Below are 25,263 nucleotides of genomic sequence, written 5' to 3' on the forward strand. Positions count from 1 at the left end.
GGCGGTCTAGCCAGCGTCGAAAGTTTCGCCGTCGTCGTCTTTCGGGGACTTATCCTCGGGCAGCCCAGTCGCATCGCCCTTCGGTTCGGACGAGAAAGAACTCCCTGGCTTGCTTCCCTCGGAGTTCGACTCATCCAGCTCGGCATCGGCCGATGGCACCGCGGTTGATCCGTTCTGCCCGCCCTGATTCGCCTGCTGGCCCGCGCGTCCTGCTGTTTCTTGTTCCGGCGTCGGAGTTCCGTAGCCTCCGGCTTCCTCTTCCTCGGCTGCGTGCTGCTTGTCCATGTCCATACCGTCCATTCCGTGCTGGTTGAACCTGTTGGTGGAAAATCAAGAACCTGATACTTAAGACGCCGTCCGTAGTGACCGCGAGGCTGGCCCCGGACGAGAAGGCCTCTGGCCTTCTGTCGACGCCCTTTCAAGCCTGTTACCACATCGAAACTAGTAGGCTGGGCGGTTACTTGTCCATGGATTCGGGAAAATTGATCAGCAAACTTACTATGTCGATCGAGACGGCCTAGACTAGGCCGTCGTCAGACCTCGAATCAGGGTTCCGGCTCGGCCTTCCGGCGAGCGGGAGACCAGGAAAGCAGCGGGTACACGAGCACGATCGCCGCGAGGGCGACAAGAATGCCGCCCCCGGCGGCCAGGCCAGCTTCGGGCCCCACGGCAACGCTGAAGATCAGTCCGGCACATCCTGCGATCAGCAGGGATACACATGCGACGACGGCCTTGACGACCATGTCCCCTGCAGCCACCAACCGGTCCTTGACGTGATGCTGGAAGAGCCGCCGGTGCAGGCTGACCGGCACCAGCATGAGGCCGGTGGTCATGGTCGCCAGAACGACCAGAAGGAGAAACCACCACTTCTGCAGCTCGGTCAGGGTGCCGAATCTCTGCTGGAACGGAAGGGTGAGCAGGAAGCCACCGATAATTTGCACGCCTGTCTGGAGGACGCGCATCTCCTGGAGCAGCTCATTCCAGTTGCGGTCCATGCGCTGGTCCTCGGACTCATGCCTGGTGTCGGCTGCCGGCCCGGTGAGTGGAGGATCTTCCGGTCCGCTCACGACGGACGCGGCAGTTCGCAACCTGCCACAGGGTTCAGTCCCATGTAGTTCAGGGGGCCGGCAACAATATTCAGGCTGATTGTTGCCAACTGGGAACACTGCGCGGGAACTGCGCTGAAGTAGCCACGTTGTCCAGCGGCTACCGCTCCAATGATGAGCCAGATCACCACGATCAGCCCGAAAATCGACCCGAATCGCATGGCCCTCGACCAACCTCTCTTCAATCCCGGATATCATCAGCTTACTTATTTAGGGACGTCGACCATAGGCTGGGCACATGGGAACCCACGTTGGAACGTCGGGGTGGAGTTACGACCACTGGGAGCACGTGCTCTATCCCGCTGGCACTCCCTCCCGTAACCGGCTCGGTTACTACGTGCAGCAATTCGAGACCGTCGAACTCAACGCGAGTTTCTATCGGTGGCCGCGTGATCCATCGTTTGCCAGCTGGCGACGCCGGCTGCCTGAAGGCTTCGCCTTTTCGGTCAAAGCGCCCCGCGGGCTCACCCACGCAAAGCGCCTTTATGCCCCTGAAGCCTGGATTGGCAGGATCACCTCGGCGTGGCATGAGCTCGGGGCCAGGCGTGGAGTCATGCTGGTCCAGCTGCCGCCGGGAATGGAGCGCGACGACGGCCGGCTGGCGTATTTCCTTGACCTCCTTCCCGAGTGGATGAAAGTCGCCGTCGAATTCCGCCATCACAGCTGGCACGACGAGGCTGTCTACGAACTGCTTGAAAGGCACCAAACGGCCTACTGCATCATGAGCGGAGCGGAGCTCCCTTGCGTCCTGAGGGCCACGGCGCCGTTTGTCTACATCAGGATGCACGGGCCGGATCACCATCACCTTTCCGGAGGTTCATACTCCGATCAGGACCTGCGCTGGTGGGCAGAACGAATTGCGGAATGGGAGGCCGCGGGCAAGGAGGTCTTCGTCTATTTCAATAACGACGGCGGCGGCAACGCGGTCCGTAACGCCCTCACCCTCCGTTCGTTCCTCGGCAGCCACTAGGCGTGGTCTCCACCGTTGGTGGGTACCGTAGCTTCCATGGTTGAAACCAAGAAGGTCAAGATGCCGTCTTCATCCCTCATGACCGTGATCTTGGCCTTTGCCGCAAATCTTTTGGTCGCCGCGGCAAAAACCGTCGCGGCCATACTTACCGGTTCCGCTTCGATGATCGCCGAGTCCGCCCACTCCTGGGCGGACACCGGTAACCAGATATTCCTGCTGGTGGCTGAGAGGAGATCCTCGAAACAGCGGGACGTGGCCCATCCGATGGGCTACGGCAGGGAAGCTTACGTGTGGTCGATGTTTGCCGCCTTCGGCTTGTTCACAGCAGGGGCCGTTGTGTCCGTGATGCACGGTGTCCAACAGCTTTTCGCACCGGATCCAGGGGGTGATTTCGAGGTCGCCTATGTTGTCCTCGCGATATCCTTCGTGCTCGAAGGGGCCTCGTTCATCCAAGCGTTCCGGCAGGCCCGCACGTCGGCAAGGGAACTTGAACGTCGCACCTTGGAACAAGTGCTCAAAAGCTCGGACCCCACCATGCGCGCCGTCTTCGCGGAGGACAGTGCCGCGCTGATAGGCCTGCTCATTGCCTTCTTGGGGATCTTTCTGCACCAGCTCACTGGATCGCCGCTCCCAGATGCCCTCGGATCCATATTTGTCGGCATCCTTCTCGGTGTCATCGCGGTGGTGCTGATAGATCGCAATCGTCGCTTCCTCGTCGGTCAGGGCGTTACACCGGAACTCGAGAAGTCGATGGCGATCAGGGTCATGGAACACCCGGAAATCGATCGCCTAACGTATCTGCACCTGGAGTTTGTTGGGCCGCGCAAGCTGTACCTCGTCGCGGCGGTGGATATCACGGGCGACCTTCGGGAGCATGAGGTAGCCATCGCATTGCGCCGTGTGGAACGGGAACTGGAAGATGAGGAGACCGTCGAGGAGGCGGTGCTGACCCTCGCTACGCCCGACGAACCCTCGCTGTCCTTTGGCGTTCGGCCACAGTCGCCTGCCGTTGAGTAAACCAGCATCGGCAATCCGCTGGAACCTCTGGGGAAAACAAGTACAGGCTACTCGTGCCATGTTTCACGCAAAGTTGTTGACTCAAGGGACCAGCATCCGCGCGCTGTCCGGGGACGCCGATCCGAGCTGCCGACGGCACGGTCGGCCGAACCATCGAGCTTGCGCACCGGAAGCACAGTCAATTTTCGAGGGGAGCTGCAATGGACGGGCAAGCATGGATTTGGATCGTGGTGGCGATTGTGATCATCGCCGTGATCGTCGCCGTCGTCGCTTATGGGCGCCGAGCGAAGGACGCAGCTAACCGCAAGCGCGCTGCGGACCTCCGCGAGAAAGCCCGTGCCGACGCCCTCGGAGCTCATGAGCGCAGCGCTGAGGCCGCTCGAGCGGCAGCTGACGCCGCCCGCGCCGAGAGCGAAGCGGAACGCTTGCATCAGGAGGCCACTGACAAGCAGAAGGCAGCCGAACGGGCCAACGAAGCCTCGCAGGACAGGCTGCGGCGGGCGGAAGAGTTGGACCCCGATGCGGGCAACCGCTCGGACACGAATGGTGAGGTACGCCGTCGGGACAGGGACGACGCCGGAGACCGACGGGAGCGAGACGACGAGCGAGGCGACGAAGAGGGGCGCCTGGGGCCAACGCGGTAAGTCAGGGCAACGTTTAGTCTGGGCACAGGGTCCGACCGGCCTCTACCAGCCGAAACGGTTACATGTAACAATTGTCGTATGGGAACGGTGAAGGATCGAGTTAGCGAGTATCGGCGCCGGATGCGGGAGCAGGGCTTCCGGCCCATTCAGGTGTGGGTGCCGGACACTCGTGCCAAGACGTTCGCCGAGGAAGCGAGGCGGCAAAGTGCCATCGTGGCCGAAGCGGACCGGCATTCCGATGATCAGGACTTCGTCGACGCCGTGTCCGTACTCTGGGACGACGAGGAGTGATCCGCGGCGAGATCTGGACGGTTGCTGGCGGCGTCTTCGCCTCGAATCCACGTCCGGCGCTAGTCATTCAGGACGATCGCTTCAGCGATTCGGAGTCCCTAACCGTGGTGCCCATGACCTCAACTCTTCGGGACGCGCGTTTGTTGCGGATCCCGGTGACACCTTCTGACCTGTCAGGGCTGGTCCGCGAAAGTCACGTAATGATCGACAAAGTCACCACAGTGCGCCGGTCCAACGTCCAGTCCCGGGTAGGGCGCCTTACCGCCGCCCAGCTTGTGGAAGTGGAACGGGCGCTTTTGGTTTTCCTCGGGATCGCGTAGGGAATAGCAGCCCTAGGCCGTCACACTCCGCCTGCAGTGGGTGCGGCTTGGGGTTGATCTGCCATTTCCTGCGTGGCGGCCCAGCTCGCGAGGAGGCGCAGGGCGTCTGCCGAGGGGGAGCCAGGTTCCGCAGGATAGATGAACAGGGAGAGGCCGGTGTCCGCTGACAATTCCATTGCCTCGAACAGCAACCGGAGTTCGCCCACCACTGGGTGATGGAAATGCTTGAAGCCGCTGTAGTGGCGGCGCACGTTGTGGGCTGCCCAGCGAGTGCGGAATTCATCGCTTCGGGTGGAAAGTTCGCCTACAAGATCGCTCAATCCGCGGTCGAAGGGGTCGCGGCCGGCCTCTGTGCGCAGGATGGCCACCATGTTGTTGGCAGCGAGTTCCCAATCCGGGAAGAACCTCCGGGCCCGCTCCTCATCCAGGAAAATGAAGCGCGCGTAGTTGGGCGGCCGGACCGGGTTGACGTACATCTCGGAATGCAAAGCAAGGCCAAGTTTGTTGGCGGCGAGGATATCCATGCGCGCGTTGCGGACAAATGCCGGCGCGTCAGTGATGGCGTCGAGGACAAAGTGGACACTCGGCCGGACTTGTTGTGGAGCCGACCGACGCAGCCGCTTGCTCGTCCCGGCTGTGCGCGCCAGATCGAACAGGTGTGCGCTCTCAGCGTCGTCGAGTTGGAGAGCCCTGGCCAATGCTTCCAGGACGCTCTCGGATACTCCGGCAAGGTTTCCGCGTTCCAGCCGCGTGTAATACTCGACGCTTACCCCGGCCAGGATTGCGACTTCTCCGCGACGGAGACCGGCTACGCGCCGGTTCCCGCCCGACGTCGGTAGCCCCGCCTGTTCGGGGGTGATCTTCGCACGCCGGGAAGCAAGGAAATCGCGGGCGTCGTTCCGGTTGTCCATGCGATCAACGATAGTGACGTTTGAGCGCCTTGAGGGAGTCCCTGCCAGTACCTCTATCAGCCGGAGTTCCCCCAGCGCCGGTGCTAGAAAATGCGGAAATCGCCGGCGTCGGCGTTCGCGGACGGGTACACCACTGGTTCCCGTCCCAGCTCCAGCAGGACGTCATTGATGCTCATTTGCCCGTCGAGTTGGACGGCCGGGACGAAGGCGGTTTCGGATTCGACTTCAGCGGTCATGGATCGATCTTATGCGCGGCGGGGCGCGCGGACACGATGAACACGCGGCCATAAGCCCAAGACGCCGGACGCTGTTTTGTGTTCGAGGATCACGGCTTCTGGGATGCTGCCGCGGAGGGGGAGAGGTCCGATAGCGTGAGCGGATGTGTCGGAGCCTCCGGGAAGGGGTGGCTGATGGTCACATCGAGATCCGGACCGATGTGGACCAACGCACCGCCCGGCAGTGCTCTCCATTCCGGGTTGTCATCCATCGGTTCGGTGGCGATGAGGACGTGTCCGGAATGGGCCAAATCCTTGCTGTGGGCGCGGATGCTGGAGCTCCGCGCGTCCAGGGGAGCCGCCTCCTCGGCGCGGGCAGGCAACCGTTCCAGAATGTGCAGTTCATGCGTGTCCGGATACCTGACCGACCAAACGTCGCTCGCCGTCGTCAGGATCAGGTTCAAGCTGAACACTGGGAGCTCCTTCGCGATCCAGCTGATCGCTTGGGTGATACCTTCGCCGACGTCGCCATTTGCGCGCCTGCTCTCCGCGGTGAGCAATGCGAAGAGGCGTTCACTGTCTGTCTGGCCCTTTACCAGATCCGAAACCCCGAACTCGGCCAGCCGCTGATCGAGCCGTTCAAGATCGCCGAAGGCGCCGTTGTGGGCGAACAACCTCCCGTCCTGCTCGAACGGGTGCGTGTTGACCATGGTGTGCGCGCCGGTACTGGCATACCGCACATGGGCCAGGAACGTCGTGCTCTTCAGGACCCGCGCCTCGCGCGCAAAGGCGTGGTCCTCCCATGCAGCGAGAGGCTGTTTGGCGACATGGGCCTTACCTTCACTGTCGAACGTGCCTATGCCGGCGCCGTCGGGCTCGCGCCGGCTCTGGTCAGCGAGGCTGTCCGGCGCGTCCAGGAGCCAAAAAGTGGCGCGGACTGCTTGTGAACCGGCATGCAAGCCGAACAATCGGCACATGGCACACGTCCTTCCTTGGAGCGGTCGGTGGTGAAGCTGCTAGTGGTGGAACGCCTGGGTTTGCCCATCGGCGGGCATCGGTGACGTGAGGCCGTCCAAGTAGGCGACTTCCTTCTTGAGGTCGGCCAGGAAACTCGATGCGAGGTCTCGTGTGAAACCGTTGCGGACAACGATCCGTTGGACTGTGATCTCGCTCAATCCGTCCGGCATGGGGTAGGCAGGGACGAGCCATCCATTCATCCGCAGCCGCTCGGACAAGTGGTGAAGGTTCCAGTTCTTCGTGTATCCGTCGGTGAGCTGCCAGGCAAAGACCGGAATGTCCGATCCGTCGCTCCACAAGGTAAACGGCTCCATCGCCCCTATTTCACTCGATAGATAGAGCGCCACGTCCCGGGAGGTTGCCTGAACGGATTTGTATCCCTCGTATCCGAGCCGGAGGAACAGGTAGTACTGAAGCAGCACCTGGGCGCCGGGCCGCGAGAAGTTCAGTGCGAAGCTCGGCATGTTCCCGCCGAGGTAGCTGACATGGAAGATCAGGTCTTCGGGGAGCGCTTGCTCGTCCCGCCAAATGATCCAGCCAAGACCGGGATAGACCAAGCCGTACTTGTGGCCGGACGTGTTGATCGAGGCGACCCTCGGCAGACGGAAGTCCCAGACAGTCTCCCTCTGCAGGAAGGGCGCAACCATCGCTCCGGAGGCGCCGTCGACGTGGATCGGAATATCAAGGCCGTGCTTTTCCTGGATTTCGTCCAGCGCCGCCGAGATTTTCTCCACGGGTTCATAGACTCCCGTGTAGGTCACGCCCATGATGGCCACAACGCCAATGGTGTTCTCGTCCACGTACTTGTCCAGCTCGTAGCCGTCCAGCATTTGGTGTTCCTTCGACACCGGAACGTACCGGGCCTCCACATCCCAGTAGTTGCAGAACTTCTCCCAGCACACCTGCACTGCCGAGCTGAGGACCAGGTTGGGTTTGTCTGTGGAAAGGCCGGCCGCCCGCCGCGCGTGCTGCCAGCGACGTTTCAAGGCCAAGCCGCCCAGCATGCATGCCTCGGAGGAACCGATCGTGGAGGTCCCAACGGACTTGGCCGGATCGGGGGCGTTCCACAAGTCGGCGAGCATCCGCCAGCAGCGGGTCTCAATCAACGCCGTCTGGGGGTATTCGTCCTTGTCGATCATGTTCTTGTCGAACGTTTCGGCATACAGCTTCGACGCCTCGGGTTCCATCCAGGTTCCGACGAACGTGGCGAGGTTCAGGCGGGAGTTGCCGTCCAACATGGCTTCGTCGTGGACTACCTGATAAGCAGTCGAAGGAAGGGACTCACCGTCCGGAATGGTGAACCGTGGAAAAATACTGGATTCTCCCGGCCGGCTGAACACCGGGTTCAATTCAACTGCGGTGTCGGGTTCATGGGCTGATGTTCGGTGTGACCTATTGATGGTTCGCTCCTTTGACTCGCCGCTGTGCCGGCCATTGCTGTGGCTTGGGCCGCCAAGGCCCCACGCTACCGTGGGCGGCCGCCGTGCCCAAGCCCTTCGGAAGCCGCGCCAGCCGAGTCGGCGCCAGTGACCATTTCTGTTCCACGCCATGGTGCCAAAACGGCTCCGGGTGCATAATCGCAGGGGACGAAGCTCTCTCACAGCGAGCGTAGGAGGCACCAATGTCGATGCAGGACACTCCAGAAGACCGACAGCCTACGGAAACGCAAAGCGTTCCGCTGCCCGGATCAGACAGGGCTCCGGCTCCGGGGGTCCGGGACGTTCTCGGTCCCGTCGATCCTTCGCGTCGGATCGAGGCGACGGTCATCCTGAGGCGCCAGGAAGAGATGCCCGAAATTCCGTCCGCTCCGCTTTCGCGGGACGAACTGGCCTCCCGGTACGGCGCGTCGGCAGCAGACCTTGATCTCGCTGGACGCACTTTCACCGACCTCGGTCTCGACGTTGTGGAATCGGACGCGGCCAGCCGCAGGATTCGGCTGGCTGGAACGGTGGAGCGGTTAGGCGCCGTCTTCGGGACGTCACTGGACGAGCTGACGAGCCGCGGCCCGGACGGCGCTGCTGTCACCCACCGGCACCGCACCGGAGGCCTGCAAGTGCCTGCAGCCCTCGACGGCGTCGTCGTCGCCGTCCTCGGCCTGGACGACCGGCCGCAGGCCCGGGCCCAATTCCACGCCATTCCCCTGGCCGCGGCCGGTACCAGCTACACCCCGCCCCAGCTGGGCAAGATCTACAACTTTCCTGAGGGAACGGACGGAACGGGCCAAACCGTTGCCATCCTTGAACTGGGCGGCGGCTACGGACAGCAAGACCTTGACACCTACTTCCAGGGCCTGGGGATCGTCACGCCCAGCGTCACAGCGGTGGGAGTCGACGGCGGGGCGAACCATCCCGGGCAGGATCCGGCCGGCGCCGATGGGGAAGTCCTGCTCGACGTCGAAGTGGTCGGCGCCTTGGCGCCGAAGGCCACCATTGTGGTCTATTTCGCTCCCAACACTGACGCCGGATTCCTGGACGCGATTGTCGCAGCCTCCCATGCAAATCCGGTGCCGGCCGCGATCAGCATCAGTTGGGGTCAGAGCGAAGACGCCTGGACCGCCCAAGCCCGGACGGCTTTCGACCAGGCACTGGCCGACGCCGCGGCTCTCGGAGTGACGGTGACAGCCGCGGCCGGGGACAACGGCAGTGCGGACGGCGCAACGGACAACAAGGATCACGCCGATTTCCCGGCGTCGAGCCCGCATGTGCTGGCCTGCGGCGGAACCCGCCTTCAAGCAGACGGCGCGACAGGCGTCATCAGCGCGGAAACGGTCTGGAACGACGGCCCCAACTCGGCTACTGGCGGAGGTTACAGCGACGTCTTTCCGGTTCCATCCTGGCAGTCTGGCATCTCGGGGCACGCCAAGCACAAAAAGGCCGGAAGGGGCGTCCCGGATGTCAGCGGTGTCGCCGACCCGCAGACGGGTTACAAGGTGCGCGTCGACGGGAAAGACATGGTGATCGGCGGAACCAGTGCGGTCGCACCGCTCTGGGCGGCCCTCGTTGCCCGCCTCGCGCAGGCCACTAACAGGCGCTTTGGGCTCATCCAACCGCTGCTCTACCAAAACGGCACCCAACCGGCGTCGGGCTTCCATGACATCACCACTGGTTCCAACGGAAGCTACCATGCCGGGACCGGCTGGGATCCCTGCACAGGCCTGGGCAGTCCGGACGGCAGCGCCCTTCTTGCATTGCTGCAAACCAAGCCTTGATCCTCACTCCGCGACAAGATTCATTAGGGCCGGACTCAAAGGGCCGCCACCGCTTAAGCGTTGGTCTGGAGCCCACGAAACGGCGCGCCCGCGCCTGCTTTGGCTGCCCCAGCCGGAGCGGATACGATGGACGATGGCTGGCTGTGGTCCCCGTACGCCACAAGCTATGAAGCCTTATCAATGAATAGGAGACACCCGTGTCAGATGCCCAGCAGATCACCCTCATCGTCGATGGCGAAGAGACCAAGGTGACGGAAGGGACCACCGGCGCGGAACTCTTCTTTGAGCGCCGCGACGTCGTAGTGGCCCGTGTCGATGGCGAACTCAAAGACCTCGACCAGGTGCTGCCCGAGGGTGCCCAGGTTGATGGCATCACCATCGACTCGCCGGACGGACTTAACGTCCTGCGTCACTCAACCGCGCACGTCATGGCCCAGGCTGTGCAGCAGCTTCGTCCGGACGCCAAACTCGGAATCGGCCCATACATCACAGACGGCTTCTACTTCGACTTCGATGTTGCCGAGCCCTTCACTCCTGAAGACTTGCGCCAGCTTGAGAAGATGATGCAAAAGATCATCAACCAGAACCAGAAGTTCGTGCGCCGCGTCGTCACCGAAGACGAAGCCCGCGAAGCCATGAAGGGCGAGCCCTACAAGCTTGAACTGCTGGGCAAGAAGAATGACGCCGCCGACGCCGGCGAGGGCGTCAACGTCGAGGTGGGCGCCGGGGACATCACCATCTACGACAACGTGGACCGCAAGAGCGGTGACAGCGTCTGGTGCGATCTTTGCCGCGGCCCGCACTTGCCCAACACCAAGCTGATCTCCAACGCCTTCGCGCTGACCCGCTCCTCGGCGGCATACTGGCTGGGCAACCAGAACAACCAGCAGCTGCAGCGCATCTACGGCACAGCCTGGCCCACCAAGGACGCGCTGAAGGCATACCAGGAGCGCATCGCCGAGGCCGAGCGCCGCGATCACCGCAAGCTCGGCGCGGAGCTGGACCTGTTTTCCTTCCCGGATGAGCTGGGCTCCGGCCTGCCGGTGTTCCACCCCAAGGGCGGCATCATCCGCAAGGCGATGGAGGACTATTCGCGCCAGCGTCACGTCGACGCCGGGTACGAGTTCGTCTACACCCCGCACATCACCAAGGGACACCTCTACGAAGTCTCCGGCCACCTTGACTGGTACAAGGAAGGCATGTTCCCGGCGATGCACATCGACGCGGAACTGAACGACGACGGCACCGTACGCAAGCCCGGCCAGGACTACTACCTGAAGCCGATGAACTGCCCCATGCACAACCTGATCTTCCGGTCACGCGGCCGCTCCTACCGGGAACTGCCCCTTCGGCTCTTCGAATTCGGCTCTGTATACCGCTACGAGAAGTCCGGTGTTGTCCACGGCCTGACCCGCGTGCGCGGCATGACACAGGACGACGCCCACATCTACTGCACCCGCGAGCAGATGAAGGACGAGCTGACCACAACCTTGAACTTCGTCCTCGGCCTGCTCAAAGACTACGGCCTGGACGACTTCTACCTTGAACTGTCCACCAAGAACGAAGACAAGTTCGTTGGAGAGGACGCCGCATGGGAGGAAGCCACCCGGACCTTGGCCGAAGTAGCCGAGGCCTCGGGGCTGGAGCTGGTCCCGGATCCGGGCGGAGCCGCGTTCTACGGTCCCAAGATCTCCGTGCAGGCGAAGGATGCTTTGGGCCGCACCTGGCAGATGTCCACCATCCAGCTGGACTTCAACTTGCCTGAGAGGTTCGAGCTGGAGTTCCAGGCCGCCGACGGTACCCGCCAGCGTCCGGTCATGATCCACCGTGCCTTGTTCGGCTCGGTTGAGCGTTTCATGGGCGTACTGACCGAACACTACGCGGGGGCTTTCCCCGCTTGGCTCTCGCCCGTGCAGGTGGTCGGCATTCCGGTGGCGGAGGCGTTCAACGACTACATGTTCGACGTCGTCGGCCAGCTCAAGGCCGCTGGCATCCGTGCCGAGGTAGACATTTCCTCAGACCGTTTCCCGAAGAAGATCCGCACTGCGAGCAAGGACAAGATTCCCTTCGTCCTCATCGCAGGGGGAGAGGACGCAGAGGCCGGCGCGGTGTCGTTCCGCTTCCGCGACGGCAGCCAGGACAACGGTGTGCCCGTTGCCGAGGCCGTCCGAAGAATTGTGGACGCCGTCAAGAACCGCGAGAGCTGACGAGTCGGACACGCGGGGGGCAGGAAATAGTGCAGGAGAACACGGGCGTGACAGCTGAGTATCCGGGCGATGCCGAAGTGACTGACGACTTCGGCCTGGCAGGTGTTCCTGATGCCTTCCAGCGCCTGTGGACTCCGCACCGCCTTGCCTACATCAAGGGCGGGCAGAACCAGTTCAAAAATCAGGACGACTGCCCGTTCTGTGTAGCTCCGAGCCGCACGGACGAGGAATCCCTCATCGTGCGGCGCGGCAAGACGTGCTACGTTGTGCTCAATTTGTTCCCTTACAACCCTGGTCATTTGCTGGTGTGTCCTTACCGGCACGTTCCGGACTACACGGACATCACAGTGCAGGAAACGGCGGAAATGGCAGAGCTCACGCAGACCGCTATGCGGGTGCTGCGAAAGGTGGCCAACCCGAGCGGCTTCAACCTGGGCATGAACCAAGGCGTGGCAGGCGGGGCGGGAATCGCCGCACACCTGCATCAGCACGTGGTTCCTCGCTGGGGTGGGGACGGGAACTTCTTCCCGATCATCGCTCAGACGAAGGCCATCACTCAGACCCTTGACGAGGTTCGCCAGCAGGTGGCCGACGCCTGGCCGGAAGAGTCGGATCTCTCCGGGGAGACGGATGCTTAATCGGCACGCCCGCGGGTTTTTCACCGGGCTGTTCTCGCCCGTTGCCCGGTTCCTGCTCAGGGTTGGGGTCTCGCCCGACGCCGTCACCGTCGTCGGGACCGCCGGCGTAGTTCTCGGTGCCCTGATTCTCTACCCCCTGGGCCAGCTCTGGTGGGGTTCGCTGCTGATCGCCGTTTTCGCGCTGTCCGACGTCGTGGACGGAATCATGGCGAGGGAACAGGGGCGCAGCGGCCCCTGGGGAAACTTCCTCGACTCCACGCTGGACCGGCTGGCAGACGGCGCCATTTTCGCCGGCGTCGCAATCTGGTTCTTCACGGGCGGCGGGAACAGTGCGATCGCTATCGCTTCCCTGGCCTGCTTGGTGCTCGGGATGGTGGTTTCGTACGCCCGCGCCAAGGCTGAATCATTAGGCTTCTACGCCAATGTGGGCATAGCCGAGCGCGCGGAACGGCTCATCTCTGTGCTCCTCGTCACCGGCTTGACCGGGCTCGGGTTGCCTCCCGTCGTCTTGCTGGTGACCCTTGTCATGCTCGCCGCCGCTACGGCCGTCACCGTCGTCCAAAGGATGGCGGCCGTCCGCGAACAGGCGATGGCAGACGTCGACGGCGGGACGCCCGCTTAAGCGGTGGGATCATCCTGTCGTGTTCAGGCACGTTTCCTGTCGGGCAGGCTTATGTCCGGGTGGGTCGGAAGTGGTGGTTGCGTCGGGGTGTTTGGCGGGGGTCGAGGTGGGGTGGTGGTTTGAACCATGCCGTGCCGGTGTCCAGGGTGATGGTCCAGTGTTCTTTGTGGATGACGTGGTGGTGGTGGCTGCATAGCAGGGTGCCGTTGTCGGTTCCCGTGGTGCCGCCGTTGGACCAGTAGGTGATGTGGTGGGCTTCGCACCAGGGGGCGGGGATGGTGCAGTCGGGGAAGGCGCAGCCTTGGTCGCGGGCGATGATGGCTTTGCGGATGTGGGGCGGGAAGATGCGGGTGGTGCGGCCGATGTCCAGGACGCGGCTATCGCTGCCGAGCAGGACGGGGATGATGTCCGCGTCGCAGGCGATCTTGCGGATGACCGCGGGGTGGACCGGGCCCTGGAACGTGGACGCACCGCTGCTCGGGCGGGGGCTTGGAGCGGCGGGGGATTCGTGTTCGAGGCGTTCGAGGAGGTCCCGGTAGTCGATGGTCACCATCAGCTGGGGCCGGAGGCCGCCGTTGGCGGGCAGTTCGCCGGTGGCCAGGGCCACTGCGCAGGCGCCGGTGAGCCCGTCGAGGAGTTTCTGTGCCCGGGAGCGGCGGTCCAGGTCGGGGCCGGTGGCGGGGCCGGTGCCTGTGCCGGTGCCTGTGCCGGCGGCGTTGGGCTGCAGGCGGGGGTTGGCGGCGGTGTTCATGGCGGTGGCGAGGGTTTCAAATTGTTCCGCGGTGGCGAAGATTTCCAGGTGGTGCAGTCCGCGGCGGGGTTTGCGGATGAACGCTCCTTGGCGATGGCGTAGTTCTTCCTCGCCGGGTTCGGATCCGTCCTGGTCGATCGCGTCGACCCAGCGTTTGGCCATCCGGGACACGAAATCGGGGTCGCTCTCAACTGCGGTGCGGGTGAGGGAGTGTTCCATCTGGTGGGCGGTGTCCGCGTCGGCGATGTGTCGCACCTGGTCCAGCGCCATGCTGATGATCGTGGCCGATCGTGGCCGATCGGGACGGCACGGCTGCCGTGGAAAGGGCTTCGGCGAGGAGTTCGTGGCGTGCGGGGACGTCCTGTCCGGCGATCCCTGTTTGCGGGAGCACGCCGGAGGCCAGGACAAGCCGGCGCCTGGCCTCGCCGATGCTGATCCGCAGCCTGGCCCGCAGGAATTCGGCCGCGTTCCGGTACCCGTCGTCGACCGCGTCGGCTGCTCCCGCGACCGGTGCGGCTGCGGTGTCGGCTTCAGTTCCCGCGACCGGTGCGGCTGCGGTGTCGGCTGCGGTGGGTTCGGTCCAGCCGGTCCGCCACCCCGGCGCCGGGGATGCCTGCCATGCCGCCTGGGCTTCGCGCCGGGTCCGTTCCACGGCCTGGGCTGCGACGAGCTGCAGAAACTCGACCGTCCGGGAGATCTCCTCGACCTTGCCGGCGAAATCGGCGGCTTCGGAGAAAGCCAGCACGCGGGCGTCGGCGAGAGCGGTTGAGCGCAGCGCATCCATCGCCGCCACCGCCAGATCAAGGCCACTCGCGGGGGACAGCGCGGCTCGCGGGGACAGCGCGGCCGGGTTTTGCTGCCCGGCATGCCAGGCAGGGACGGGCTTCAGGCGGCGGGACAGCCGTCCCGGCGCCGCGATCCCGCCATCGGGCGGGGCTGCCCGACGTGCCACGAGTTGACCGATGCCTTCCATGAATAAACCCTGTCACGGGGGTCTGACTTTTTTAGCCCCTGCGCTGCCAATCGACGTCGCGCAAAGCGAAACAAGGAAAACAGGTCCCAAAAATCAGGTGTTGAGGTCCCAATGAACCCGGATCGCCTCAGCGACCGGGCCGGTGACGCACTCACCATTGCCGAAGACGGATTCCCGCGCCTTCGCCACGGCGACGAATCTGATGCCGTAAATGGGTACCTGAAGTATCGCGACGCGCGGAAGTCATGACAGCGGGTGAGCGACGCCCGCCGGTGCCGGCAGGACCGGGTGGCCAAGGCCGGTAATCAAGTACGACGGGCACAGCGCAGGGGACTAGTATTGAAGTTACTTGGTCAATGTGACCTGGAAATCCGGCGCGCTGTGTGTGGCCCCTGTCCGCCTGCGCCCCGGCCAAGGTCTTCTATCTACCCATAGGGGTTTTTGTGTCTACACCTGATGTAAGCAACGAAGCCGGTTCGTCCGCAGCCAGCGTTACGGGCAGCAACCGCGTCAAGCGCGGTATGGCCGAGATGCTCAAGGGCGGCGTCATCATGGACGTCGTCAACGTCGAGCAGGCCCGCATCGCCGAAGATGCCGGTGCCGTGGCTGTCATGGCGCTCGAGCGCGTTCCCGCCGACATCCGCGCCCAGGGCGGCGTGTCCCGCATGTCGGATCCGGACATGATCGATGCGATCATCGCCGCCGTCTCCATCCCCGTCATGGCCAAGGCCCGCATCGGCCACTTCGTCGAGGCACAGGTCCTGCAGTCCCTCGGCGTGGACTACATCGACGAGTCCGAGGTCCTGACCCCGGCCGACTACACCCACCACATCGACAAGTGGAACTTCACGGTTCCCTTCGTCTGCGGTGCCACCAACCTCGGCGAGGCGCTGCGCCGCATCAACGAGGGCGCGGCCATGATCCGCTCCAAGGGCGAGGCCGGCACAGGCGACGTCTCCAACGCCACCACCCACATGCGCCAGATCCGCGCCGAGATCCTCCGCCTCTCAACGCTTCCCGAGGACGAGCTCTACGTCGCCGCCAAGGAACTGCAGGCCCCGTACGAACTCGTCAAGGAAGTCGCCGCGACCGGCAAGCTTCCCGTTGTCCTGTTCACCGCCGGCGGTATCGCCACCCCGGCCGACGCTGCCATGATGATGCAGCTCGGCGCGGACGGCGTGTTCGTCGGTTCGGGCATCTTCAAGTCCGGCAACCCGGCCCAGCGTGCCGCCGCCGTCGTAAAGGCCACCACCTTCTTCGACGACCCCGACGTCATCGCCAAGGTCTCCCGAGGCCTGGGCGAAGCCATGGTCGGCATCAACGTCGAGGAAATCCCCGAGCCGCACCGCCTTGCCGAGCGCGGCTGGTAGTAGGTCTTAAGCCGGCGCGCTATGTTGGTGCGCCGGACGGCGCTGATCCTCGGCGTGCTAAGAGAGACTGCAGAGGCTCCATGGAGGAGGCGCCTCGGCGCCGAGTTTGTGGAGCAGCAGTCGAACGCGCTGCCGGATCACACCGTCCGGTGCTCTGAGTCCATGAGCCTTCCGCTCTGGCTAACTACGACGGCGGCCGGTCACCTTTCGTGGTGACCGGCCGCCGTCGCGCGTTAACCCAAGTAACTAGCAGTTGTTGTCGTTATGAGGCTCCATAACGACAACAACTGCGAGCTAGTTGGGTCTGCCCGCTGGTTATTCGAGCCCGCGGCGCTTCAGGAGGGGCTCGAGGGACGCTTCGCGGCCCCGGAGGGTGCGGAAGGATTCCAGCGGATCCCGGCTGTTTCCGCGGGAGAGCAGTTCGGAACGGAATCGTTCGCCGTTCTCGCGCAGGAGCCCGCCGTTTTCCGTGAACCAGTCCACCGTTTCCGCGTCGAGCACTTCACTCCAGATGTAGGAGTAGTACCCGGCTGCGTAGTAATCCCCGGCGAAGATGTGCTGGAAGTACCCCGTGCGGTACCGGGGAGGTATGAGGGAGTGGGCCACGCCTGCCGCGGCCAGTGCCTTGGCCTCGAAATCCTGGGCATCCTGAGGGACTCCGTCTACGTCCAGCACGTGCCAGGCCAGGTCCAACAGGGCGGCTCCGAGGTATTCCGTGGTGGCGAAACCTTCGCCCCAGAGCTTGGACTCGTTGAGGCGATCGATGATGTCCTGTGGGAGTGGCTCGCCGGTGGCGTAGTGGCGCGCGTAGTTGCCGATGATCTCGGGCCACATGATCCACATCTCGTTGACCTGCGACGGATACTCCACGAAGTCCCGTGGGACCGAGGTTCCGGAGAATCGTGGATACGTGACGTTGGAGAAGAGTCCGTGCAAGGCATGGCCGAACTCGTGGAACATGGTCCTGACTTCGTCCAGGGTGAGCAAGGTGGGTTCTCCGGCCGGCGGTTTGGAGATGTTCAGGTTGTTGATCACCACCGCCTTGGTACCCAGGAGCGCTGATTGTTCGACGAGCGAATTCATCCAGGCGCCGCCGCGTTTGGAGTCCCGCGCGTAGTAGTCGCCCAGGAAAAGGGCAAGCTCGGAGCCGTCCTCGTTCCGCACCTCCCAGACGCGGACATCGGGGTGGTACCCCTCAAGGTCCTTCCGCTCGTGGAAAGTAATACCGAAGAGGCTCGTGGCTGCGAAAAACACGCCGTCCACCAGCACTCGGTCCAATTCGAAATAGGGCCGTAGCTGCTGTTCGTCCACCTCGTAGCGCTCCCGGCGGACGTTCGAGGAGTAGTACGCCCAGTCCCAGGCTTCCAGCGGGTGCCCCGCGCTCTCCGCCAAGGCGCCCGCTTCGGCGTCGGCGTTGCGGATGGCGGCAGGAGCAAGCCGGTTCAGCATCGCCTGCACGGCCGCGAAATCGGGGGCGGTCTGGCGGTCCATGACCAGTTCGGCGTAGTTGCCGAACCCGAGAAGTGTCGCCTTCTCGGCCCTCAAACGCACCATCGCCTTCGCCAGCTCCATGACGTCCAGGCTGCCGCCGTCGCTACCCCTCGCAATGGATGCCTCATAGAGGCGGCGCCGGAGCTCACGGTTCTGCAAAGAAGCCAAAGCAGGTTGGTTGCTTGGTTGAATGAGGGTCAGGAGGTATTTCCCTTCGTGTCCGGCAGAGCGTGCTGCCTCGGCGGCGCTGGCGATGTCGTCCGCCGGCAGGCCGGCAAGCTCCGTGGCGTCATCCACCACGAGGGCAGCGGCCTTCATGGCTTCCTTGACGCGTTGCCCGTACTCCGTTCCCAAACGGGAGAGTTCCGCATTGAGGCTCTTGAGCTTTTCCTGGTCAGCCGGATCAAGCTGGATCCCCGACTGTCGGAATTCCCGGAGGTATTCCTCCACCAGCCGGATGGATTCATTGTCAAGTCCTGAGGTGTCTACGGCTGCGAATCGCTCGTACAGTCCACGGTTGAGGTAGACCGCGTCCTGATGGCTCGCGAAACGGGGAGACAGTTCGGTTTCGAGTTCGCGGATGGCCTCCGAGGCATCGGCAGAAACCAGTGTGAAGAAGGAGGCCGCTGCCCGCTCCAGCTGTCGTCCGGAGCGCTCCATTGCAACTGCCGTGTTTTCGAAGGAAGCAGGCTCCGGATTGTCCAGGATGGCCTGTATCTCGGCCAGGTGCTCAGAGAGTCCCGCGTCCACGGCTTCGGCGTAGTGGCTGTCCTGGATCGTTGCGAAGGGCGGCAATCCGAAGGGAAGGGTACTCGGCTCCAAGAGAGGGTTCGTCATGAAGCAACCCTTTCATGCAGGGCCTCCGCCCACAACGCTTTCCCGCGGGTTAGCGCGGCCGCCGCGCCGCATTCTCGCGCGCGAGGCGCGCATAGCCGTCGTCGGGCGTTCCGGGGACGAAGGTACCGTACTTGCGTTCGACGGCGGTCCGGATCAGGAAGTCGGCGATGGCCGGATTCTTGGGCAACAAGGAACCGTGCAGATAGCTGGCAACCACATTCCGGTGCCTGGCGCCTTCGTGGTTGTCTTTGCTGTTGTTGCCGGCACCCTTGGACACGGTGCCGAGGGGCTCGACGCCGGGACCCAGGGAAGTCTGTCCGCTGTGGTTTTCATAGCCCAGGATTTCGCCGAATTCCGGTGAGGTCAGGGTGACGTTTCCGATGAGGCGTTCATCGGTGCCGACCGTCTCGACGTCAAGGATGCCGATACCGGGGATAACAGGGCCGCTCTTCGTCTTGAAGAACTTGCCGAAAAGCTGGTAAAGCCCGCAAATAACCAGCATCGGCGTTCCGTCCTCGGCCATCTCGCGGAGTTGTTCGCCTCGTGACTGGAGATCGTCCTGGATGACTACCTGGCCGCTGTCCTGGCCACCTCCGCCCACAATGAGATCGACATCTTCGGGGAAGTCGTCGCCCACGTTGTATTCAAGGAGCTCAGGCGTGTATCCGTGCCAGAGCAAGCGCTGCCGCAGGACGAGGGCATTGCCCCAGTCGCCGTAGATGTTCATGTCACGGGGATACAGCTGGAGGACCCGGACGGTGCCCTTGCTGGCGTGGAGGGCGGTGTCTTCGGCCGGGGTCATGAGACCACCTCTACTGTGGTGATTTTGGAGAGTTCGCGCCGGATGGCCAACATCGCGGTGTAGGTGCAGAACACGCGTTTAGGCTTGCCCGCCGACCCTCGGATGAATTCAGCCAACGCCGCAGGGATGTCCGTGTCCACTGAACCGAAACGGACCTCGTCGTACTGGAGGCGCAGCGCCATGTCGTAGGCACGGACACCGGTCAGGACCTCGACGCCGTCCTCGCGCAGGGAATCGAATTCAACGTCCCAGAGCCAGGACATGTCGCGGCCGTCGGCATAGTTGTCGTTGATGGCGATCATGGACGCGTAGCCCTTCGCCGGGAATGACTTCAGGCCCAGGCGGAAACCGCTCGGGTTCTTCACCAGGACCAACTCGAGGGGCTGGCCATCCACCGTCAGGCTCTCCCCGCGGCCAAAGGCCGGAGCCACCTCCGAGAGTGCCTTGACCAGCTTGGCGGCATCGCCAGGCCTTCCGCTTGCTCCGGTGATGCTCCTGGCGAGCACCAATGCGGCGGCGGCATTGAAGATGTTGTAGACGCCGCGGAGTTTCATGTGGGTCGCCACTCGGGTTCCGTCGAACTCGAAGTCGGCGTCGTCGGTACCGACGCGGCGGAGCACGACGTCGGCCGCCGGGGAGTCGGGAACGTCACCGACGGGGCTGGTTCCCGGAGCCGCGGCCCGCATGTCGTCGTCGTTCGGGAAGGTGCTTCGGAGCGATTCGTCCAATCCGAAGTAGAGCACCTCGGGGCCGCTCACGGCCCCTGCAATGCGGGCGACCCGGGGGTCCTCGCGGTTCAGGACCACGGTGCCGGTGGTGCGCTCGGCGATGCGCTGGAGAAGCATCGCGGTGGCGTCGATTTCGCCGAAACGGTCCAGCTGGTCGCGCAGGACGTTGAGGAGGAGGCAGTAGCGCGGCGGCACTTTGTTCACGAAGTGCACGGCATGTGCTTCGTCGAGTTCCAAGACCGCGACGTCGGCGTCCAGCCTTCCGCGCCAGTCCACTTCACCGAGGAGCGCAGCTGCGACGCCGCGGGTGAAGTTGCTGCCTGTCCGGTTGGTGAAGACCTTCAGGCCCTGGCTTTCCAAGAGCTCCACCACCATTTTGGTGGTGGTGGTCTTGCCGTTGGTTCCGCTCACAACCGCCACGCCGTGGGGGAGCGAGGACAGCGTCCTTTGCATGAAGCCTGGGTCGATTTTCTCGACCACGAGGCCGGGCAAAGCCGAACCCCCGCCGCGCAGCCGGGACACAGCACGGACCAGCTTGCCGAGTGGAACGGTGAACGAAAACATGCTCTGTAATATATCCCAGTTGGTGCATAAACCACGTGCCGTAAGCCTGCCATCGGATTCCCGGGGCGAGCCCGGCAGTGGCAGCGCATTATGATGGTCGAATGACCAATCCCCCTTCCGAGGCGTCATCAAGCGTGGGCTCGGGCCTGCGCATCGGCGTCCTCGCACTACAAGGCGATTTTCGTGAGCACATCCACGCCGTCGAAGCGGCCGGTGCCACCGGCGTCGGCATCCGGCGTCCGGCGGAACTCGACGACATTGACGGCCTCATCATTCCCGGCGGCGAGTCGACCACCATCGACAAGCTGGCGCGCATCTTTGAACTCGCCGATCCCATCCGCAAGCAGATTGCGTCCGGCCTGCCGGTCTATGGATCCTGCGCCGGCATGATCCTGCTAGCGGACGACATCGCCGATCCCGCCACGGACCTCGCCGGGAATCCGCAGCAGACTTTCGGTGGATTGGACATCACGGTCCGTCGCAACGCCTTCGGCCGTCAGCGCGAGTCTTTCGAAACCGACCTTGACTTCAAAGGCCTTGAGTTCAGCGCCGGCGAATCCGGCGTCGACCCCGTCCACGCCGTGTTCATCCGTGGACCGTGGGTGGAACGCGTTGGTCCCGGCGTCGAAATCCTTGCCCAGGTGGAACCGGGAAAAGCCACCCACACGGACACTTTGCACGGGTTGGCTAGAATTGTTGCAGTGCGCTCAGGTCGGTTGCTGGCCACCTCCTTCCACCCGGAAGTGACTGGGGAGAAGCGCGTGCATGAATTGTTTATTCGAATGATCAGAGGGGAAGTTTAAAGCATGTCAGGCCACTCCAAATGGGCGACGACCAAGCACAAGAAGGCCATCCTCGATAGCCGCAGGGCCAAGTCGTTCGCCAAACTGATCAAGAACATCGAAGTCGCGGCCCGCATGGGCGGACCGGACCTTGCCGGCAACCCCAGCCTGGAACTGGCTGTCACCAAAGCGAAGAAGACGTCGGTCCCCGCCGACAACATCGACCGCGCCATCAAGCGCGGAGCCGGCCTGACCGGCGAAGTGGTCGACTACACGGAAATCATGTACGAAGCCCGGGGCCCGCAGGGTTCCGCCCTCCTGATCGAGTGCCTCACGGACAACAAGAACCGTGCCGCCTCCGAGGTCCGGCTGGCGATCTCCCGCAACGGGGGCACCATTGCCGACCCCGGCTCGGTGAGCTACCTCTTCACCCGCAAGGGCGTCGTCAACCTGCCCAAGAACGGGCTCAGCGAAGACGACATCCTGATGGCCGTACTCGACGCCGGCGCCGAAGAAGTCAAGGACAACGGCGAGAACTGGGAAATCCACTCGGAGCCCACTGATCTCCAGGCCATCCGCGAAGCCCTCAAGGATGCCGGCATCGAATACGAGACGGACGAAGCTGAGTTCGTCCCGTCCATGCAGGTGCCGTTGGACCTCGACGGTGCCAAGAAGTTCATGAAGCTCGTCGACGCCCTTGAGGATCTCGACGACGTCCAGAACGTGTACACCAACGCGGACATGAGCGAGGAAGTCCAGGCTGCGCTCGAAGCCGAGTAGCGCCCACTTGCAACACAGCTTCATAACAAACAGGGAGGCCCGGACTTGACTCTTCGCGTATTGGGAGTCGATCCGGGCCTCACCCGTTGCGGCATCGGAGTGGTCGACGTCGAACGGAACCGGCGCGCCACCATGGTCGCCGTCTGCGTCGTGGGAACCTCCCCGGAACAATCATTGGACCAGCGATTGCTGGTCATCGCCAAGGCCATCGACGAATGGCTGGACCTGTACAAACCCGACGTTCTCGCGGTCGAACGGGTCTTCTCCCAGTTGAACGTCAGTACCGTCATGGGCGTCGCCCAGGCGTCCGGCGTGGTCATTGCGGCCGCTGCGCGGCGGGGCATCCCGGTGGCGCTCCACACGCCGTCGGAGGTCAAAGCTGCCGTCACGGGTAGCGGCACCTCCAACAAAGAAGCGGTGACAAAACTCATCACCAAGATCCTTCGTCTTGACGCCCCGCCGCGCCCGGCCGACGCCGCGGACGCGTTGGCCCTCGCCGTCACGCACGCGTGGCGGGCCGGCAGCGGTGCCGCGGTTGCCACCACCGGACCGGGGAGCAGTGCATTGACACCCGCCCAGCGGGCCTGGGCTGAAGCCGAAGCGAAAGCGCGCCGCGGCCGGTAAATGTCGGTGGCCCTTGCTAGGGTATTCGTAGATATGTTCGGATAGCCCGCAGCGCAGCATGCACGGGGCAGTACTTCAGGAGCCGGGTCTTGATCAGTTTTCTCCGCGGAACCGTGGCACACGTCAGTCTCTCCACGGCCGTCATCGATCTCAACGGTGCCGGTATGAGCGTCTACGCCACGCCCCAAACCCTCAGCCACCTGCATGTCGGCGAGGAAGCGAAGCTGTTCACTTCATTGATCGTCCGGGAGGACTCCCTGACGCTCTTTGGATTCTCGAACGATGACGAGCGCGAAGTATTCGATGTCCTTCTCAGCGTGAGCGGGGTGGGGCCGCGCCTGGCCCTCGCGGTCCTGGCCGTCCATGAGCCCGAAGCGATCCGGGTGGCCGCCCATTCCGGTGACACAAAGTCATTCACCAAGGTCCCCGGCATCGGGCCGAAGGTGGCCGGCAGGATCGTCCTGGAGCTTGCGGGCAAACTCGTTCCTCACGGCACCGCTCCGGGGGCTGCACCCGCGGTCGCGGCCGAGTCGGTCTGGAAGCCGCAGGTGGTGGCCGCAATGACCAGCCTCGGCTGGTCGGAGAAGGACGCCGCCGGCAGTATCGACAAGGCAATGGCCGATTCCCCGGAACTTGCCGACGCCGGCAACGTGGCCCAGATCCTGCGGGCAACACTTCGCTGGCTGGGGCAGGACGGCGCACGCGCTGGAAACCGGGTAGGCAGCCGTGGCTGAGCAGTCCCTCGTTACCGGGGGAGAGGAACCCGAAGAGCGCATCATCGAGGCCGCACTGCGCCCGAAGAACCTCCACGACTTCGTAGGCCAGCACCGCGTCCGCAAGCAACTCTCGCTCGTGCTGGAGGCCTCAAGGATGCGTGGCCGCAGCGCGGACCACGTCCTGCTTTCGGGCCCCCCGGGACTGGGGAAGACCACGCTCTCCATGATCATCGCCGCCGAGATGAACGCTCCCTTGCGCATCAGCAGCGGGCCGGCAATCCAGCACGCCGGAGACCTCGCGGCCATCCTCTCCTCGCTTTCGGAGGGCGAAGTGCTCTTCCTCGACGAAATCCACCGGATGTCCCGGCCCGCCGAGGAAATGCTGTACATGGCGATGGAAGACTTCCGGGTGGACATCGTGGTGGGCAAGGGCGCGGGCGCCACGGCCATTCCGCTTGAGCTGCCGCCATTCACCCTCGTTGGCGCCACCACGCGGGCCGGGCTTTTGCCTGGTCCGCTGCGTGACCGCTTTGGTTTCACCGGGCACTTGGAGTTCTATTCCGTAGCGGAGCTTGAATTGGTTCTGCGTCGCTCGGCCGGATTGCTTGACCTGAAGGTCAACTCGGCCGGGTTCAGCGAGATCGCGGGCCGTTCCCGTGGAACTCCTCGTATCGCCAACCGGCTGCTGCGCCGTGTCCGGGACTGGGCTTTGGTCCACGGCATCGAGCAGATCGATGCCCGTGCCGCCTCCGCTGCGCTGGACATGTATGAGGTAGATGAGCGTGGCTTGGATCGCCTGGACCGTGCCGTATTGGAGGCGCTGATCCTCAAGTTCAACGGTGGCCCCGTGGGGCTGTCCACCCTCGCGATCGCCGTCGGGGAGGAACCCGAGACCGTCGAGACTGTCGCTGAGCCGTACCTGGTGCGCGAAGGCCTTCTGGGACGGACGCCGCGCGGCAGGATTGCCATGGCGTCCGCCTGGACCCACCTTGGTTATGCGGTTCCGCCAGGAGTGTTCGGGCAGGACCCGCTGGCGTTGTTCGAAGACAGCGAAAACGGGGCGGAAAGCATCGACACCGGCCGATAGCACGATCCATTCAGCTTAACCCTCTAGACTGGTATGACACTCGGCACGTTCGAGTCCTTGGTTCTGTGCCCGCCCGTCGGAGCATTGTGCGGCCAGGTGGGCGAAAGCTCCACGGCTGCCGGATCCACCGGGCAGACATGGCCGTGAAACCAAAAACGTAAGTAAAGAACGGAACTTCCCTGTGGATCCAATGACAATCCTGCTGTTCGCCATGCTCGGCGTCTTCATCTTCATGATGTTCCGCCGCAACAAGAAGACGCAGCAACAGCAGGCCAAGCTGCAGTCCCAGTTTGCCCCCGGCGTTGACGTCATGACCAGTTTCGGACTGTTCGGCCGAATCGTTTCGATGGATGACGCTGAGAACAAGGTTGTCCTTGAACTGTCTCCGGGCAACCTCGCCACCGTGCACCGCCAGGCCGTTACCAAGATCGTTGAGCCCGTCGAGGAGGCCGCAGTGGACGTGCCGGACGACGCGTCGTCGCTGACGGCCGCGGACGCCGATGCATCGGCATCCGCGGAGACCCCGGACGAAACCCTCAAGCGCCTCAACGACGAGGGCAAGAAGGACAACTAGCCCGTACCCGCTCAACAG

The 25,263-nt window shown here is 63.7% G+C and carries 29 protein-coding genes; 17 read left to right on the forward strand and 12 right to left on the reverse strand.

The features are described 5' to 3' along the window. Positions 1–6: 6 nt before the first annotated feature. From ACSVHC_RS21320 to ACSVHC_RS21330, 3 genes are all read right to left on the reverse strand, one after another. Positions 7–285: a hypothetical protein gene (locus tag ACSVHC_RS21320; protein WP_437770120.1), complete on the reverse strand. Its 279-nt coding sequence runs from the start codon at positions 283–285 to the stop codon at positions 7–9. Between the two features lie 260 nt (positions 286–545). Then, the gene (locus ACSVHC_RS21325; RefSeq protein WP_439181285.1) at positions 546–1,067 is read right to left on the reverse strand and encodes a DUF6328 family protein; all 522 of its coding nucleotides are present in this window, start codon (positions 1,065–1,067) and stop codon (positions 546–548) included. After that, positions 1,064–1,267, reverse strand: a complete 204-nt coding sequence (locus ACSVHC_RS21330) for a hypothetical protein (RefSeq protein WP_376940683.1) — start codon at positions 1,265–1,267, stop codon at positions 1,064–1,066. Before ACSVHC_RS21330 ends, ACSVHC_RS21325 begins: the two co-directional genes overlap by 4 nt. A 77-nt stretch (positions 1,268–1,344) precedes the next feature. On the opposite strand from ACSVHC_RS21330, the gene ACSVHC_RS21335 reads away from it, so the two are divergent. The 5 genes from ACSVHC_RS21335 to ACSVHC_RS21355 all read left to right on the forward strand — a co-directional run bounded on the left by ACSVHC_RS21335 (position 1,345) and on the right by ACSVHC_RS21355 (position 4,348). Further along, entirely contained in the window at positions 1,345–2,076 is a 732-nt protein-coding gene (locus ACSVHC_RS21335) for a DUF72 domain-containing protein (protein WP_437770118.1), read from the forward strand. Positions 2,077–2,112: 36 nt separating this feature from the next. Next, the gene (locus ACSVHC_RS21340) at positions 2,113–3,093 is read left to right on the forward strand and encodes a cation diffusion facilitator family transporter (RefSeq protein WP_437770117.1); all 981 of its coding nucleotides are present in this window, start codon (positions 2,113–2,115) and stop codon (positions 3,091–3,093) included. 200 nt (positions 3,094–3,293) lie between these two features. Beyond that, positions 3,294–3,737 carry a hypothetical protein gene (locus ACSVHC_RS21345; protein ID WP_439181286.1) on the forward strand — a complete coding sequence of 148 codons (444 nt, stop codon included), beginning with the start codon at positions 3,294–3,296 and terminating at the stop codon, positions 3,735–3,737. A gap of 78 nt (positions 3,738–3,815) precedes the next feature. After that, the gene (locus ACSVHC_RS21350) at positions 3,816–4,028 is read left to right on the forward strand and encodes an antitoxin MazE family protein (RefSeq protein ID WP_437770115.1); all 213 of its coding nucleotides are present in this window, start codon (positions 3,816–3,818) and stop codon (positions 4,026–4,028) included. Beyond that, the gene (locus ACSVHC_RS21355) at positions 4,025–4,348 is read left to right on the forward strand and encodes a type II toxin-antitoxin system PemK/MazF family toxin (protein WP_437770114.1); all 324 of its coding nucleotides are present in this window, start codon (positions 4,025–4,027) and stop codon (positions 4,346–4,348) included. Before ACSVHC_RS21350 ends, ACSVHC_RS21355 begins: the two co-directional genes overlap by 4 nt. 20 nt (positions 4,349–4,368) lie before the next feature. On the opposite strand, the gene ACSVHC_RS21360 is transcribed toward ACSVHC_RS21355, so the two are convergent. The 4 genes from ACSVHC_RS21360 to ACSVHC_RS21375 form a co-directional block, all read right to left on the reverse strand. Next, entirely contained in the window at positions 4,369–5,259 is an 891-nt protein-coding gene (locus ACSVHC_RS21360) for a helix-turn-helix transcriptional regulator (protein ID WP_437770113.1), read from the reverse strand. An 83-nt stretch (positions 5,260–5,342) separates the two neighbouring features. Then, on the reverse strand, positions 5,343–5,495 hold the full coding sequence (locus ACSVHC_RS21365; RefSeq protein WP_284982224.1) for a hypothetical protein: 153 nt from the start codon (positions 5,493–5,495) through the stop codon (positions 5,343–5,345). A gap of 89 nt (positions 5,496–5,584) precedes the next feature. Beyond that, positions 5,585–6,451, reverse strand: a complete 867-nt coding sequence (locus tag ACSVHC_RS21370) for a class II glutamine amidotransferase (protein WP_439181287.1) — start codon at positions 6,449–6,451, stop codon at positions 5,585–5,587. A 39-nt stretch (positions 6,452–6,490) separates the two neighbouring features. Then, the gene (locus tag ACSVHC_RS21375) at positions 6,491–7,891 is read right to left on the reverse strand and encodes a glutamate decarboxylase (RefSeq protein WP_437774023.1); all 1,401 of its coding nucleotides are present in this window, start codon (positions 7,889–7,891) and stop codon (positions 6,491–6,493) included. Positions 7,892–8,112: 221 nt separating this feature from the next. Between ACSVHC_RS21375 and ACSVHC_RS21380 the strand changes: the two genes are divergently transcribed. From ACSVHC_RS21380 to pgsA, 4 genes are all read left to right on the forward strand, one after another. Next, positions 8,113–9,699 carry a S53 family peptidase gene (locus ACSVHC_RS21380; RefSeq protein WP_437770111.1) on the forward strand — a complete coding sequence of 529 codons (1,587 nt, stop codon included), beginning with the start codon at positions 8,113–8,115 and terminating at the stop codon, positions 9,697–9,699. A gap of 197 nt (positions 9,700–9,896) precedes the next feature. Further along, positions 9,897–11,906, forward strand: a complete 2,010-nt coding sequence (gene thrS, locus ACSVHC_RS21385; RefSeq protein ID WP_345450675.1) for a threonine--tRNA ligase — start codon at positions 9,897–9,899, stop codon at positions 11,904–11,906. Positions 11,907–11,935: 29 nt separating this feature from the next. Next, positions 11,936–12,544, forward strand: a complete 609-nt coding sequence (locus tag ACSVHC_RS21390) for an HIT family protein (protein WP_345450673.1) — start codon at positions 11,936–11,938, stop codon at positions 12,542–12,544. After that, entirely contained in the window at positions 12,537–13,166 is a 630-nt protein-coding gene (gene pgsA / locus ACSVHC_RS21395; RefSeq protein WP_437770110.1) for a phosphatidylinositol phosphate synthase, read from the forward strand. Before ACSVHC_RS21390 ends, pgsA begins: the two co-directional genes overlap by 8 nt. 49 nt (positions 13,167–13,215) lie before the next feature. Here the strand turns inward: pgsA and ACSVHC_RS21400 are convergent, their stop codons facing one another. After that, positions 13,216–14,187, reverse strand: a complete 972-nt coding sequence (locus ACSVHC_RS21400) for a DUF222 domain-containing protein (RefSeq protein ID WP_439181289.1) — start codon at positions 14,185–14,187, stop codon at positions 13,216–13,218. Continuing rightward, a complete protein-coding gene (locus ACSVHC_RS21405; RefSeq protein ID WP_439181290.1) occupies positions 14,105–14,890 on the reverse strand; it encodes a hypothetical protein in 786 nt (261 codons plus the stop codon). Before ACSVHC_RS21405 ends, ACSVHC_RS21400 begins: the two co-directional genes overlap by 83 nt. A gap of 111 nt (positions 14,891–15,001) precedes the next feature. Here ACSVHC_RS21405 and ACSVHC_RS21410 point away from each other — a divergent pair, with 111 nt between their 5' ends. Further along, entirely contained in the window at positions 15,002–15,139 is a 138-nt protein-coding gene (locus ACSVHC_RS21410; protein ID WP_437770108.1) for a hypothetical protein, read from the forward strand. A 194-nt stretch (positions 15,140–15,333) separates the two neighbouring features. Beyond that, complete coding sequence (gene pdxS / locus ACSVHC_RS21415) at positions 15,334–16,260, forward strand: pyridoxal 5'-phosphate synthase lyase subunit PdxS (protein ID WP_284982234.1); 927 nt, start codon at positions 15,334–15,336, stop codon at positions 16,258–16,260. 315 nt (positions 16,261–16,575) lie between these two features. On the opposite strand, the gene ACSVHC_RS21420 is transcribed toward pdxS, so the two are convergent. Genes ACSVHC_RS21420 through ACSVHC_RS21430 form a run of 3 tightly spaced genes read right to left on the reverse strand, consistent with a single transcriptional unit; the run spans position 16,576 to position 20,682 of the window. Next, positions 16,576–18,588: a M3 family metallopeptidase gene (locus ACSVHC_RS21420; protein WP_437770105.1), complete on the reverse strand. Its 2,013-nt coding sequence runs from the start codon at positions 18,586–18,588 to the stop codon at positions 16,576–16,578. A 49-nt stretch (positions 18,589–18,637) separates the two neighbouring features. Further along, complete coding sequence (locus ACSVHC_RS21425) at positions 18,638–19,390, reverse strand: type 1 glutamine amidotransferase (RefSeq protein ID WP_437770104.1); 753 nt, start codon at positions 19,388–19,390, stop codon at positions 18,638–18,640. Continuing rightward, positions 19,387–20,682 (reverse strand): Mur ligase family protein, encoded by a 1,296-nt coding sequence (locus tag ACSVHC_RS21430; RefSeq protein WP_437770103.1) that lies wholly within the window; start codon positions 20,680–20,682, stop codon positions 19,387–19,389. Before ACSVHC_RS21430 ends, ACSVHC_RS21425 begins: the two co-directional genes overlap by 4 nt. Before the next feature lie 101 nt (positions 20,683–20,783). Between ACSVHC_RS21430 and pdxT the strand changes: the two genes are divergently transcribed. From pdxT to yajC, 6 genes are all read left to right on the forward strand, one after another. Continuing rightward, positions 20,784–21,485, forward strand: coding sequence for a pyridoxal 5'-phosphate synthase glutaminase subunit PdxT (gene pdxT / locus ACSVHC_RS21435; protein ID WP_236810687.1), 702 nt, complete (start codon positions 20,784–20,786; stop codon positions 21,483–21,485). Positions 21,486–21,488: 3 nt separating this feature from the next. Further along, on the forward strand, positions 21,489–22,244 hold the full coding sequence (locus ACSVHC_RS21440) for a YebC/PmpR family DNA-binding transcriptional regulator (protein ID WP_437770102.1): 756 nt from the start codon (positions 21,489–21,491) through the stop codon (positions 22,242–22,244). A 45-nt stretch (positions 22,245–22,289) separates the two neighbouring features. Continuing rightward, positions 22,290–22,868 carry a crossover junction endodeoxyribonuclease RuvC gene (gene ruvC, locus ACSVHC_RS21445; RefSeq protein WP_236810689.1) on the forward strand — a complete coding sequence of 193 codons (579 nt, stop codon included), beginning with the start codon at positions 22,290–22,292 and terminating at the stop codon, positions 22,866–22,868. Between the two features lie 89 nt (positions 22,869–22,957). Then, on the forward strand, positions 22,958–23,602 hold the full coding sequence (gene ruvA / locus ACSVHC_RS21450) for a Holliday junction branch migration protein RuvA (RefSeq protein WP_437770101.1): 645 nt from the start codon (positions 22,958–22,960) through the stop codon (positions 23,600–23,602). Further along, positions 23,595–24,671 carry a Holliday junction branch migration DNA helicase RuvB gene (gene ruvB / locus ACSVHC_RS21455; protein ID WP_345450658.1) on the forward strand — a complete coding sequence of 359 codons (1,077 nt, stop codon included), beginning with the start codon at positions 23,595–23,597 and terminating at the stop codon, positions 24,669–24,671. The genes ruvA and ruvB overlap by 8 nt, the downstream gene beginning before the upstream one ends. 190 nt (positions 24,672–24,861) lie before the next feature. Then, complete coding sequence (gene yajC, locus ACSVHC_RS21460) at positions 24,862–25,245, forward strand: preprotein translocase subunit YajC (RefSeq protein WP_345451195.1); 384 nt, start codon at positions 24,862–24,864, stop codon at positions 25,243–25,245. Positions 25,246–25,263 lie beyond the last annotated feature (18 nt).

The organism is Arthrobacter sp. KNU-44, assembly GCF_051843155.1.
In the GTDB taxonomy this organism is placed as follows: Bacteria; Actinomycetota; Actinomycetes; order Actinomycetales; family Micrococcaceae; genus Arthrobacter.